The following is an 11,964-nucleotide window of genomic DNA, read 5'->3' as shown; positions in this document are numbered from 1 at the left end:
GTTATAGTCTCGTGGGCTCGGAGATGTGTATAAGAGACAGGAGTAGCCGTCACCACCCTGCGTCGGGGAACCATCGCCGGCACCTTCAGTTTGCCTAAGAACGGTGAGCGGTGCCGACCCTCACCCATCGCAGCACGGAGGACGGCGCATGGCACGGCAGATCCCTCTCGATTCCGCGGGGCGGGCCGACGATCCGGAGCGGGACCGGGCGCGCGACGACGGCACGCGGGAGATCGCCCCCGATCTGGCCTACCGGCGGCTGGCCATCGTCAACGTCGTCTTCGTCGGCGCGCCGGGGGGTGGCGACCGGCCCGGCGATCGGCCCAGCCGCGACCGGCAATGGGTGCTGATCGACACCGGCGTCATGGGCACGGCGGGCCTCATCGCCAAGGCGGCGGAGGAGCGTTTCGGGCCGGACTCGCGACCCGCGGCCATCGTGATGACCCACGGGCATTTCGACCATGTCGGCGCCCTTGAGGATCTGGCCGGGCGCTGGGACGCGCCGGTCTACGCCCACGGGCTGGAGCATCCCTATCTCGACGGCAGCGCGTCCTATCCGCCGCCCGATCCGTCGGTCGGCGGCGGCCTGATGTCCCTGATGGCGCCGCTCTACCCCCGCGGGCCGGTGAATGTGGGCGGCCGGCTGCGCCGCCTTCCGGAGGACGGCAGCGTGCCGGGCATGCCGGGATGGCGCTGGCTCGCGACGCCGGGGCACAGCCCTGGACACGTCTCCTTCTGGCGCGCGGCGGACCGCAGCCTCATCGCGGGCGACGCCTTCATCACGACGCGCCAGGAATCCGCCTACGCCGTGGCGGTGCAGGACCCGGAGATGCACGGCCCGCCCATGTACTACACGACGGATTGGCAGAAGGCGCGGGACTCGGTGGCGCTGCTGGCGGGGCTTGAGCCCGAGCTTGTGGTTACCGGCCATGGCCCCGCCATGCGGGGAGACGGCATGCGGGCGGCGCTCCATGAGCTTGCCCGCGATTTCGACCGGATCGCCATGCCGGACCACGGAACCTACGTCAAGACGCCCGCCCGTGCCGAGGACGGCAGCGCCTACCGGCGGCCTTGAACCGCCGGCCCGCTCACCCTTTCCAGAACGGCTTGTCCATCTCCTCCCGCGCCGCCGCCTCGTCGAAGCCGAGGTCGGCCCAGAGATGCGCGTCCATGCGGGCCAGGGCGCGGCGCAAGGCCCGCCGCTCGCGCCAGCCGGTCAGGCGGGAGAGCCAGGAGCCGGCGGTGGGGCCGGCGGTCGTTCCACTGCGCCGCTTGTCGTGCGTTCCGCTCATGCTCGTCATGCGGCCCTCCCGCCGGTCGGTCATTCCTCGAAGCCCGAAAATCGCGCATCGGGGCGTGGACGACAAACCATGCTTTCTCATAAGATGGATGAGCGAAAGTCATCCATGGAGCGTCCCATGCGGCGTGCCCTGCCGCCCCTTCACGCCCTGCGCGCCTTCGAGGCGGCGGCCCGCCACGAGAGCTTCTCCAAAGCGGCGGACGAGCTGTGCGTGACGCAGGGCGCGGTCAGCCGGCAGATCATGGGGCTGGAGGAGTGGCTGGGCGTGCCGCTGTTCCGGCGGCTGACCCGCCGGGTCGAACTGACCGACGACGGGCGTGCCCTGCTGCCCGTGCTGTCGGAGTCCTTCGACCGCATCGCCGGGACGGCGGCGCGGCTGGCCGCGCGGGGAAGGGACCTGCGGATCAAGGTGGCCTTCTCCTTCGGCATCCGCTGGCTGATGCCGCGGCTGGTCCGTTTCCAGGCGCGGCACCCCGACGTGCAGGTGCGGGTGACCGTCGCCTGGAGCAGCGGGCTGGAGTTCGACCCGCAGGAATTCGACGCCGCCATCCCCTATTGCCGGGAGGTGCCGCCGGGCTTCTCCGCCGTGGAGGTGCTGCCGGAGCGCCTGACCGTGGTCTGCCCGCCGGCCCTGGCGGAGCGGTTGCGGGTGCCGATGGACCTCGGCGCCATCCCGCTGCTGCACGGCTGTTCGGAGGGGCAGGACTGGCGGGCCTGGCTGGCCGCGGCGGGGCTGCCCTTCTTCGAGGCGCTGCGCCAGGGCGCGGTGTTCGACGCCATGGACCCGGCGATGCAGGCCGCCGCCGCCGGGATGGGCGCCACCGTTGCCGACCGTATGCTGTGCGCCGAGGATGTGGCGGCGGGCCGGCTCGTTCTGCCCTTTCCGGAGATCGAGGCGTCGTCCGGCAGCTACTGGTTCGTCTGTCCGGAGGGCATGCAGGACCGCCCCGCCGTCGCCGTCTTCCGCGGCTGGCTGCTGGAGGAGGCGCGCGACGAGAGGGCGCAACAAAGTGCTGCGGCGGCTGTTTCCCCGGTTTGAGCGGAAATCTGGACCGGGGGGCGCCGCCATGGGAGCGCAGGGGGAGCCGCGCAGGGAACTCGACGAGGACACCATCGCCTTCGCCGGCAAGCTGTTCCATTGGGCGCGATCCGGCGGCACCGCCGAACTGACGGAGCTGCTGGAGATGGGCCTGCCGGCCAACCTGCGCAACGACAAGGGCGATAGCCTGCTGATGCTGGCCAGCTATCATGGCCATGCCGAGTTGGCCCGCAACCTGATGCGTCACGGCGCCGATCCGGAACTGGCGAACGACCGCGGACAGACGCCGCTGGCCGCCGCCGCCTTCAAGGGGGACGGCGTGGTGCTGCGCGTTCTGCTGGAGGAGGGGGCCGCGGTGGACGGCTGCGGGCCGGACGGGCGGACGGCTTTGATGACCGCCGCCATGTTCGACCGGGTGGACATGGTGGACTTTCTGCTGGCCCGCGGCGCCGACCCCGACGCGCGGGACGCCCGCGGTCTGACCGCCCGCGAGGCGGCACTCGCCATGGGGGCCGCGAACGCCGCCGCCCGGCTGGCGCCCGACGGGGAGGCGGCCTGACGGTTCAACGGGGTGGTCCCATCTCCAGCAGCTTGCGGCGTCCCTCGGGCGACAATTGGCTGAGCACCTCGATCGCCCGGTTGTCCAGACGGCCGCGCAGGTCAGCCTCGGCGGCGTGGGCCTGTTCGAGCGCGCGCCGCAGGCTTTCCGGCTCGAAGGCGGGGGCCTGCATGCTGTCGTGAAGCTGTCGGCGCATCGCCTCCATGTTCTGATGCATGCGCTCGATCGACGTGCGCTCCGCCTCGTAGCCGCGCCGCAGGATCGCCGCGTCGGCAGGCGACAGCGCACGCTCCGCGCGTTCGACGAAGCGTGCGATTCCCTGGCCGGGATCGGGCGGCGGCGGTGGAGGCATGAGGTGCAGCGCCTGCGCGGCCAGGATGCCGCCCAACAGCATGTTCATGCCGAGCGAGCCGACCAGCAGGTACCAGGGCCAACGGCGCGGGGCGGCTGGACCGGCGATGGGACGGCTCATCGGATCGCCCCCAGATAGCTGCTGTTCACCACCACCTCCGCGTAACCGTTCGCCTGGGGGGGTTGCACCGGCAGGACTCCCTGGGCAGCGGCGAGGAATCCCGTCATCCCCATGACCGCGAGAAATCCCGCGGCCGGCCAGAAGCGGATGGGCGGTGCCGACAGGGTCCAGGGGGCGGGGAGGCGCTCCACCGGCGGCGCGTCGAGCCGCGCGGCGATGCCGTCCATCACCCGCCGCACGCTGTCCTCGTCCACCGCCGGAGCGGCGCGGTCGAGCAGGGTGTCCAGCACCGCGGCGTCGGCCAGGATGGCCCGCGCCTCGGCGGAGTCTTCAAGAAGGGTCAGGGCATCGACGCCGTCCGTCGCGGGCCAGCGGTCGATGTCGCCGCCGTAAAGGTCGGCGAAGCGCTTAAACTCTTTGAGTGTCATTTCTCGTCGCCGTCCTTCTGACGGATCAGGGAGTTGAGACGGGTGCGGACCATACGCCGCGCCCGGACCAGCAGGCTTTCCATGGCCGAAACCGAGACCTTCAGAACCTCCGATGCTTCCGCGCAGCTCATCTCATGGTAGTAGCACAGGCTGAGCGCCGCCCGCTGCCGTTCCGGCAAGGCGGCGATCGCCGCGTCCACCGCCGCACCGAACTGGCGTTCCGCCAGCAGCCCGTCGGCGCCGATGGCCGGGTCGGCCACCTCCACCGCGTCGTCGAGCGGCTGGAAACTCCTGCGGCGTCGGTAGTCGATCGAGCGGTTGACGACGATGCGGTAAAGCCACGTGGAGAAGCGGGTGCCGTCACCGCGCCAGCGGTCGGCGTGCGTCCAGATCTGCAGGAAGGCGTCCTGCACGACCTCCTCCGCGTCGCTCGCGTTGCCGACCACCCGGTGGGCGAGCGCGAGGCTCCGGCGCAGGTGACGGCGGGTCAGCCGGTCGAAGGCCGCCCGGTTCCCCACGGCCGTTTCGGCCATCAGCGATTCGTCGTCATCCTCGTCGATCACCGCCACGCGGCCATCCTCTGCTCCTTCCCGGGTCCTGGCCTGAATCTGGGGCCGTCCGGCCGGCTCCAGGAACCCTGTTGGTGGTGATACGCGGGCGCTTGGGACCTCCTGCGCGGTCGGGAGCGAAAATTTGCGGCCGGTCGACCCCGACGGCGTCAAGGGGCGGCGTCAAGGCATTCGTACCCGCGGCCGCGTGGGCGCGCTACACTGCGCGTCCCGAAGCACTGTCCCCCAAATCCCGTCAGCGGGCCAAACACACGGACCGTCATGAGCGCCAGCCGCGATTCATCCCCCGCCACGCTCCAGAAGACGCTGGCGCAGGCCGTCGTCCATCACCAGAACGGACGGCTGGCGGAGGCGCGGCCCCTCTACGAGCGGGTGCTGCGCCAGATGCCGGAGCAGAGCGACGCGCTGCATCTTCTGGGCCTGCTGACGGCGCAGACCGGCGATCCGGAATCGGGGATCGCGCTGATCCACAAGGCCGTGGCGCAGGACGGCGCCCAGCCGGTCTTCCGTCTCAACCTGGGCCGCGTGCTGGAAGCCGTCGGGCGCTGGGCGGAGGCGGCGGACGCCTACGGCCACGCCGCACGCCTCGCCCCGCTGGTCCCCGATCATCACCGGCTGGAGGCCGCCGCCCATGCCAAGCTGGGCCAGGCGGAGGCAGCGGCGCGGGCCTTCCGCCGCCTGCTGGCGGTGGCGCCGGAAGATGGCGAGGCCGTGAACGCGCTGGCCGACGCGCTGTACGATCTGGGGCGGCCCGGTCCGGCGGCGGACTGGTACGGGCGGGCGTCGGCGCTCGTCCCCGGCGAGGTGCTGGCGCTCTACAACCAGGGCGCCGCGCTGCGCGACGCCGGGCGCCCGCGCGATGCGCTTGCCGCCTTCCGCCGCGCCGTGGCTCTGGCGCCGCTGTTCGTCCAGGCGCGGGAGCAGGTGACCGGCCTGTGCCATGCGCTGGGCGACCTGTCGGGCGCGGCGGAGGCCGGTCGCCGGCTGATGGCGCTGGAACCGGGCCACGGCGAAGGCGCGAAGATCCTGGGCGCGGCGCTGGCCGCGACAGGACCCTGGCGGGAGGGGGCGGTGTGGTTGGAGCGCGCGGCGGCGCTGGCTCCGGCCCCTGACGCCCTGCTGGTGCTCGGCAACCTCTGGCAGGAACGGGGGCATCCCGCAGCGGCGCCGCGTTGCTACCGCCACGCCCTGGCGCTGGCCCCGGACTCCGCGACGGCGCTGACCGGGCTTGGCATGGCGCTGTCGGCCTTGGGACGGGAAGAGGAGGCCGCGGCGGCCGCCCGCCGCGCTGTCCGCGCCGACCTGGAGGAGGCCGGCCATGCCCTCAACGCCGGGGCCGTCCAGCACCGGGCAAAGCGTCCCGAGGAGGCGCGGGCGTGGTTCCGGCGCGCGCTGGCCTTGCAGCCCGACGGGGCGGCTGGCTGGACCAACCTCGGCTCCCACGCCATCGACGCGGGCGCCTTCGACGACGCACTCACCCTGCTGGGGCGGGCGCTGGTCCTGCGCACGGCGGAGCGGGAGGCGCTGGCCAGCTCCAACCTGGGCGTCGCGCTGATGGCGCTTGGCCGCCATGGCGAGGCGGTGGCCGCTCTGCTCGCCGCGCTGGACCGCGCGCCGGGGGATGCGGAGGTGCGCTCCAACCTGCTGTTCTGCCTGTGCTTCGCCGAAGAGGCCGACCTCGGCGCGGTGTTCGACGAGCACCGGCGGTTCGAGCGCGCCGTGATGCCGCTGCCGCCCGCCGTCCCGCGCTTCGCCGCGGTGGACCGCGACCCGGAGCGCCGCCTGCGCGTCGGCTATCTGTCGCCGGATTTCCAGCGCTACCCGGGGCCGGGCTATCACTTCCTGCTGCCGCTGGTCGAAGGCCACGACCGGTCGGCGGTGGAGGTGACCTGCTATTACGCCGACCTTCCGAAGGACGCCGCGACCGCCCGCTTCGCCGCGCTGTCCGACCGCTGGCGCGACGTCGCGGCCCTGCCGGACGGCGAGCTGGAGCGGCTGATCCGGGAGGACGGGATCGACGTGCTGGTGGACTGCGGCGGGCACATGTCGCGCAACCGCATGCCGCTGTTCATCCGCCGCCCGGCGCCGGTCCAGGTCAGCCTGCCGCTCTACCCGAACACGACAGGGCTGACGGCGATGGACTACCAGTTCTCCGACCACCGCTTCGCGGCGGCGAGCGCGGACGCCCTGCACACCGAGAAGCTGATCCGCCTGCCGGGAAGCGTGCTGTGCTACCGCCCAGCGGAGTCCGCCGCGACACCGCCCGCCCGCCCGCCGGTGGAGACGGCGGGGGTGTTCACCTTCGGCTCCTTCAACAACCTGACGAAGCTGAACGCCTCGACGCTGGCGCTGTGGGGCCGGGTGCTGACGGCGGTGCCGGAGGCGCGGCTGATGCTGAAGTGGCGGGGACTGTCCGGCGGCGGGGTGGCGCGGCGGGTGCTGGACGCCTTCGCCGCCCATGGGGTTGAGGAATCGCGGCTGCTGCTGCGCGGGACCGCCCCCGACCCCTACGAGGATTATCGGTTGCTCGATTGCGCGCTGGACCCCGTCTTCGCCAACGGCGGCACGACGACCTGCGACGCGCTGTGGATGGGGGTGCCGGTGTTGTCCATCGCGGGGGAGGCGATGATCTCGCGCTGGGGCGCCACGATGCTGGGCAGCGTCGGGCTGGGCGCGTTGGTGGTGGAGCGCGAGGACGACTACGTGGCGCTCGCCGTCCGGCTGGCCACGGACCGCGCCTTCCTGGCGGCGCAGCGCGCGGGCTTGCGCGAGCGGATGGCGCGCTCCCCCCTGATGGATGAGACGGGGTACGTCCGGGCGGTCGAGGCCGGTTACCGCATGGCGTGGCGGCGCTGGTGCGCCGTTCTGCCGCCCGCCCGCATCGACATGAGCGCGACATGACGGACGCCGTCTTCGACCTTTCGTCCGCCCGGCGCATCCTGGTGGTGAAGCTGGACGAGGCGGGCGACTTCGTGCTCGCCACGCCCTTCCTGCGCGGGCTGCGAGCCTCGGCGCCACAGGCGCGCATCGTGCTGGCGGTGCGCCCGGCGGTGACCGACCTCGCCGAGACCTGCCCGCATGTCGACGCGGTGGTGGCTCCCCATCCGAAGCCGGGGGGCGGCATCGATCTGCGCGGCGTCACGCCCGGCGGTGCGGCGGCCTTCGCGGAGGCGTTCCGCGCCGGCTTCGACCTGACGCTGGTCCCCCGCTACGATTTCGACCGCCACGGCGCCACGGCGCTCGCCGCGAACAGCCGTGCCCGCACCGTTGTCGGATTCTCCGAGACGGTCACGCCCTGGAAGGCCTCGGGCAACATCGGCTTCGACCGCGCCTACACCCACCGGCTGACGCCCCCGCCCGGCCGCCACGAGGTGGAGCAGAACCTCGCCCTGCTGCGCTTCGCCGGCGGTGAACCGGACGGCGACGGGGTGGAACTGCACCTGACCGCGGAGGACCGGGCGGAGGCCGCCCGTCGGCTGGCCGGTGCGGCGGGGGAACGGATCATCGCCGTGGCGCCGGGGGCCGCCGCCTCGCGCCGCGAATACCCGCCGGAGCGGCTGGCCGCGGTGGTCGCCGTGGTGGCGATTGCGCTCGGCACTCGGGTGGCGGTTCTCGGCACGGAGCTGGAGCGGGTGGCGGCGGAGCGGATCGCCGCAGCCCTGCCGGGGCGGGTTATCGACCTGACCGGGCGGACCGGGCTGCGCTTGGCGGCGGCGGTGATCGAGCGGATGGCGGGGCTGATCGCCATGGATTCCGGCCCGGCCCATCTCGGGGCCGCCGTGGGGGTGCCGGTCGCCGTCTTCTCCTGCCATCCGGAGGGCGGGGACCCCAACCATTTCCACGCGCCGGATCGCTTCCGCCCCTGGTGCGCGCGGGCGCTGGTGCTGCGGCCTGCGGCGGCGCTTCCGCCCTGTCCGCCGGAAAGCTGCACGGCGGCCGAAGCGCACTGCATCGCCTCGATCCTGCCGGAGCTGGCGGCGGCGCGCATCCTCGCCCTGTTCGGCGGGAGCGGCGGCGCGTCGCCCTGACCCGTCCGCCCATCGGTCCCTGTGGCCGATGGGCAACCTTTGACGGCCCCGGCCCGGCAGAGCCCTTTCGGAGTGCCGCTTTCCAGCCTGTGGCGGACTTGCATCACTCCCCGATATTTCGCGATACGGAAGCCACGCCCCTGGCACGAACGGCCCCCAAAACCGTATCTTATATGCATTGCAACATCAGTCGGTCCGTGAGGGATCATGAAGTCGTTCTTGTCCTCGCTTCAGCGGGATTGGGCGTCCTGGAGCCCGGTCGAGCGTTTCGTCGCCGTCGGCTTCGTCACGGCGGCTCCGATCGCCTCGCTGGCTTTCCTGCTCGCCCTCTGACCGGCCTTGAATCCGGCGCTGTCCTTGATCGGCGCCCGAAGGTACGCGCACGCTTCCCTTGGCCCCGTCCTGCGTCCGGTGCGATACAGGAGGAGAGAAGGAACGGACGAACCGTTCCGGCAGGAGAGGGATGACGAATCATGGGCGATAAGGTTGCCATCATCACCGCGGGCGGCAGCGGCATGGGGGCCGCGGCGGCGCGGCGCCTCGCGGCGGACGGATTCAAGGTCGCGGTGCTGTCCTCCTCCGGCAAGGGAGAGGCTCTGGCGAAGGAACTGGGCGGGATCGGCGTGACCGGCTCGAACCAGTCCGCCGAGGATCTGGAGCGTCTGGTGAGCCGGACGATGGAGCGTTGGGGGCGCATCGACGCGCTGGTGAACAGCGCCGGCCACGGCCCGCGCAAGGCGCTGCTGGAGTTGACCGACGAGGACTGGCACAAGGGGATCGAGGTCTATTTCCTGAACGTCGTCCGGGCGGTCCGGCTGGTGACACCGGTCATGGTCGGGCAGAAGGGCGGGACGATCATCAACATCTCGACCGCCTGGGCCTTCGAGCCGAGCCCGATGTTCCCGACCTCCGCCGTCGCGCGGGCCGGGCTGGCCTCCTTCACCAAGCTGTTCGCCGACCAGTACGCCGCCGACAATGTGCGGATGAACAACGTGCTGCCCGGCTGGATCGACAGCCTTCCGGCGACCGAGGAGCGGCGCCAGGGCGTGCCGATGGCCCGCTACGGCAAGAGCGAGGAGATCGCGGCGACCGTCGCCTTCCTCGCCTCCGACGGGGCCGGCTACATCACCGGACAGAACATCCGGGTGGACGGCGGCCTCATGCGGTCGGTCTGAGCACACAAAAAAAACGGTGCGGATGGCGCCCCTTCCGGAACGCCGCCCGCACCGCGAGGTGAAGCGAGGGGGATCGCCTCAGCTCTTGTTGCCGACGATGGCCTGATACTGCTTCCAGACCTCAGGGTAGCGCCGGACATAGTCCTGGTTGACCTTGTTCGCGATCTCGCGGAACTTCGCCTGCTCCGCCTCGGGAGCCACGGCCAGACGACCGCCCTGGGCGATCATCTGGTCCATGGTCTTCTTGTCGGCGTCGATGGCGCGCTGCCATTGCTTGGCGATGATCTCGTTGGTGGTCGTCTCCACCACTTGGCGCAGGTCGTCGGGCAGGCCCTTCATCCACTTGTCGTCGACCAGGACCGAGTAGGTGAGCAGGCTCATGCCCGGCACCAGGGAGGCGACCTTGGCGGCGTTGGTGCCGACCATCTCCCAGCCGCCGGCGGAGGTGTAGATGCCGTCGATGGCCCCCTGCATCAGCGCCGCCGCCATTTCAGAGGCGGGCATCGACACCGGGCTGGCCCCGAAGTCGCGCATCAGAAGCTGCAGGACGCGGCCGCCGGTCAGGCGGATCTTGCTGCCCTTCAGGTCGCCGACGGAGTCGACTTCCTTGTCCTTGAACAGGAAGATCAGGTCGGCGGTGCGCATCAGCCCCATGACGCGGATGCCCTTGTCGGACACCAGCCCGGACAGCAGCTTGGAGACCTCCTGCGCGGTTTCCGGCTTGGACATCGCGGCGTCGGTGACGGCGAAGGGCAGGTTCACCACGCCATACTGCGGGGCGATGCTCTCAAGTTGCACGCTGACCGGCCAGACCATGTGCACGGCGCCCGACCCGAGGGCGGCGACGGCGTCCTTGTCCTTGTAGAGCGTGCCGGAATGGAAGACCTTCGGCTTGATGCGGCCCTTCGAGCGCTCCTCGATGAGGGCCGCATACTCGTCCATCATCTTGGCGGTCCAGTGGGACGTCGCGATCTCGTCCGTCATCACCATCTCGACCGGCGCCGCCTGCGCGCGGGCTTGGCCCGGCGTCCCGGCGGCCAGCCCGGCCACGGTCATTCCGACCAGCAGCGTCTTCGCCCAGAATGGCCTGAAGAGTGACGGATTGAACATTGGCTTCCCTCCCATGACTGCGTTCGGACGCTTCTGGCCCGCTTGTCCGAACGATCATAAGGGAAAACAGTGGGGAGTGCCAACATTATTGTACGGACAACTCTGTGCGATGGGCCGGTGAGCGCCACCGTCAGCTTTTGCGGCGGGACCAGAACAGGACGGCTGCCGCCCCGGCCAGCGGGAAGGCCATCATCAGGGCGAAGGTCTCACCGTAGCTGCCGACCGTGTTGAACAGGGTGGCGAACAGGGCCGGCCCGACGACCACACCGGAGAAGGTGAACATTAGGGCACCGCCCGTCGCCGTGCTGGCCGTTCCCTTCGGCGCGACCCGCGCCACCTCCGCCAGGAACACGCCGTTCCAGCCGATGGCGGCGATGCCGAACACCGTCAGCACGCCGATCACCGCGGGCACCGGCCAGTTCGGTCCCAGGCCGGCGGTGGCCAATGCGGCGCTGGCGGAAAGCACGCCGATCCCGCCCAGCACCGCCACGCCGGAGCGCAGCCGGTCGGCTAGCAGCCCCCAGCCGATGCGCGCCGCTGCTCCCGCCGCCTGCATCACCGACACGGCCAGCCCGGCGGACACGATGGACCAGTGCAGGTCGTGCACCAGCATGTTCACCGTGAAAGCCATCAGCGACAGCTGGATCGCCGAGAAGAAGAAGCCCATCAGCGCGAAGCCGCGCAGCGCCGGCACCCGCCAGACCAGCCGCGGCCCCTCCATCAAATTGCCGCGGATCGGCAGGCCGGGGCTGCGGTCGTCGTCCCACACCCGGCGGCCCGGCGCGAAGAGGACCAGCAGCAGGGCGAACATGGTGGCCACCGCCAGCGCCGCCCCGCGCCAGCCGGCGATCTCGCCGATTCCCGGCAGGGTCAGCCCGGCCAGCACGCCGGCCAGCGGCACGCCGGTCTGCTTCAGCGAGAAGACAAGGTTGCGCCGCGCCGGCGGGGTGAAGCGGTTCAACAGGTGGGAGGAGGAGGGGTTCACCAGCCCGTAGCCGATGCCGAGCAGCACCGACGCCAGCGCCGCGACCCACAGGGACCCGGTGGCGAGTCCCAGGCAACCGACCAGACCCAGCGCCAGCGCCAGGACTCCCACCGTCCCGGCGCCCCAGCGGCGGACCACCAGCCCGGCGAAGGCCGACACCAGGGCGGCGGCGCTGTAGCTGTCTCTTATACACATCTCCGAGCCCACGAGACTATAACAGCTATCGCGTATGCCGTCTTCTGCTTGAATAGGGGGGGGGGGGGGGGGGGGGGGGGGGGGGGGGGGGGGGGGGGGGGGGG

13 protein-coding genes are annotated in these 11,964 nt (G+C 71.5%); 7 read left to right on the top strand and 6 right to left on the bottom strand.

Going from position 1 to position 11,964, the window contains the following annotated elements; all coding sequences use genetic code 11:
* The first annotated feature begins 148 nt into the window (after nt 1–148).
* Nucleotides 149–1,075 (top strand): MBL fold metallo-hydrolase, encoded by a 927-nt coding sequence (locus Q4I23_RS24580; RefSeq protein ID WP_498527951.1) that lies wholly within the window; start codon nt 149–151, stop codon nt 1,073–1,075.
* A gap of 13 nt (nt 1,076–1,088) precedes the next feature.
* Here the strand turns inward: Q4I23_RS24580 and Q4I23_RS24575 are convergent, their stop codons facing one another.
* Entirely contained in the window at nt 1,089–1,301 is a 213-nt protein-coding gene (locus tag Q4I23_RS24575) for a YjiS-like domain-containing protein (protein WP_454020644.1), read from the bottom strand.
* 117 nt (nt 1,302–1,418) lie between these two features.
* Here Q4I23_RS24575 and gcvA point away from each other — a divergent pair, with 117 nt between their 5' ends.
* Together gcvA and Q4I23_RS24565 are read left to right on the top strand one after the other, a co-directional pair.
* Nucleotides 1,419–2,339: a transcriptional regulator GcvA gene (gcvA, locus tag Q4I23_RS24570; protein WP_454020643.1), complete on the top strand. Its 921-nt coding sequence runs from the start codon at nt 1,419–1,421 to the stop codon at nt 2,337–2,339.
* 28 nt (nt 2,340–2,367) lie between these two features.
* Complete coding sequence (locus Q4I23_RS24565) at nt 2,368–2,898, top strand: ankyrin repeat domain-containing protein (RefSeq protein WP_498527950.1); 531 nt, start codon at nt 2,368–2,370, stop codon at nt 2,896–2,898.
* A gap of 4 nt (nt 2,899–2,902) precedes the next feature.
* Here the strand turns inward: Q4I23_RS24565 and Q4I23_RS24560 are convergent, their stop codons facing one another.
* The 3 genes from Q4I23_RS24560 to Q4I23_RS24550 are packed head-to-tail and all read right to left on the bottom strand — an operon-like array spanning nt 2,903 to nt 4,520.
* Nucleotides 2,903–3,370: a periplasmic heavy metal sensor gene (locus Q4I23_RS24560; RefSeq protein WP_454020641.1), complete on the bottom strand. Its 468-nt coding sequence runs from the start codon at nt 3,368–3,370 to the stop codon at nt 2,903–2,905.
* On the bottom strand, nt 3,367–3,798 hold the full coding sequence (locus Q4I23_RS24555) for a hypothetical protein (RefSeq protein ID WP_498527949.1): 432 nt from the start codon (nt 3,796–3,798) through the stop codon (nt 3,367–3,369). Before Q4I23_RS24555 ends, Q4I23_RS24560 begins: the two co-directional genes overlap by 4 nt.
* Complete coding sequence (locus Q4I23_RS24550; protein ID WP_498527948.1) at nt 3,795–4,520, bottom strand: RNA polymerase sigma factor; 726 nt, start codon at nt 4,518–4,520, stop codon at nt 3,795–3,797. Before Q4I23_RS24550 ends, Q4I23_RS24555 begins: the two co-directional genes overlap by 4 nt.
* A 108-nt stretch (nt 4,521–4,628) precedes the next feature.
* On the opposite strand from Q4I23_RS24550, the gene Q4I23_RS24545 reads away from it, so the two are divergent.
* From Q4I23_RS24545 to Q4I23_RS24530, 4 genes are all read left to right on the top strand, one after another.
* Nucleotides 4,629–7,268 carry a tetratricopeptide repeat protein gene (locus Q4I23_RS24545; RefSeq protein WP_498527947.1) on the top strand — a complete coding sequence of 880 codons (2,640 nt, stop codon included), beginning with the start codon at nt 4,629–4,631 and terminating at the stop codon, nt 7,266–7,268.
* Complete coding sequence (locus tag Q4I23_RS24540; protein ID WP_498527946.1) at nt 7,265–8,395, top strand: glycosyltransferase family 9 protein; 1,131 nt, start codon at nt 7,265–7,267, stop codon at nt 8,393–8,395. The genes Q4I23_RS24545 and Q4I23_RS24540 overlap by 4 nt, the downstream gene beginning before the upstream one ends.
* Before the next feature lie 207 nt (nt 8,396–8,602).
* A complete protein-coding gene (locus Q4I23_RS24535) occupies nt 8,603–8,728 on the top strand; it encodes a hypothetical protein (protein WP_280526488.1) in 126 nt (41 codons plus the stop codon).
* 140 nt (nt 8,729–8,868) lie between these two features.
* Nucleotides 8,869–9,570, top strand: coding sequence for an SDR family oxidoreductase (locus Q4I23_RS24530; RefSeq protein WP_498527945.1), 702 nt, complete (start codon nt 8,869–8,871; stop codon nt 9,568–9,570).
* Nucleotides 9,571–9,648: 78 nt separating this feature from the next.
* On the opposite strand, the gene dctP is transcribed toward Q4I23_RS24530, so the two are convergent.
* Entirely contained in the window at nt 9,649–10,680 is a 1,032-nt protein-coding gene (dctP, locus tag Q4I23_RS24525; RefSeq protein ID WP_376995330.1) for a TRAP transporter substrate-binding protein DctP, read from the bottom strand.
* A 130-nt stretch (nt 10,681–10,810) separates the two neighbouring features.
* Entirely contained in the window at nt 10,811–11,872 is a 1,062-nt protein-coding gene (locus Q4I23_RS24520; protein WP_498527944.1) for an MFS transporter, read from the bottom strand.
* Between the last annotated feature and the right edge of the window lie 92 nt (nt 11,873–11,964).

Source organism: Azospirillum sp. UFLA03-27, assembly GCF_059803775.1.
Note: the sequence above shows the minus strand (reverse complement) of the source record. Positions and strands in the feature narration are given on the sequence as shown.

Bases quoted from the DNA above. Each gene is read 5' to 3' on its own strand.
- Q4I23_RS24535 (WP_280526488.1), top strand. From the start codon at position 8,603: ATGAAGTCGTTCTTGTCCTCGCTTCAGCGGGATTGGGCGTCCTGGAGC.
- Q4I23_RS24545 (WP_498527947.1), top strand. From the start codon at position 4,629: ATGAGCGCCAGCCGCGATTCATCCCCCGCCACGCTCCAGAAGACGCTG.
- Q4I23_RS24575 (WP_454020644.1), bottom strand. From the start codon at position 1,301: ATGACGAGCATGAGCGGAACGCACGACAAGCGGCGCAGTGGAACGACC.
- Q4I23_RS24560 (WP_454020641.1), bottom strand. From the start codon at position 3,370: ATGAGCCGTCCCATCGCCGGTCCAGCCGCCCCGCGCCGTTGGCCCTGG.
- Q4I23_RS24540 (WP_498527946.1), top strand. From the start codon at position 7,265: ATGACGGACGCCGTCTTCGACCTTTCGTCCGCCCGGCGCATCCTGGTG.
- Q4I23_RS24530 (WP_498527945.1), top strand. From the start codon at position 8,869: ATGGGCGATAAGGTTGCCATCATCACCGCGGGCGGCAGCGGCATGGGG.
- dctP (WP_376995330.1), bottom strand. From the start codon at position 10,680: ATGTTCAATCCGTCACTCTTCAGGCCATTCTGGGCGAAGACGCTGCTG.
- Q4I23_RS24555 (WP_498527949.1), bottom strand. From the start codon at position 3,798: ATGACACTCAAAGAGTTTAAGCGCTTCGCCGACCTTTACGGCGGCGAC.
- gcvA (WP_454020643.1), top strand. From the start codon at position 1,419: ATGCGGCGTGCCCTGCCGCCCCTTCACGCCCTGCGCGCCTTCGAGGCG.
- Q4I23_RS24580 (WP_498527951.1), top strand. From the start codon at position 149: ATGGCACGGCAGATCCCTCTCGATTCCGCGGGGCGGGCCGACGATCCG.
- Q4I23_RS24565 (WP_498527950.1), top strand. From the start codon at position 2,368: ATGGGAGCGCAGGGGGAGCCGCGCAGGGAACTCGACGAGGACACCATC.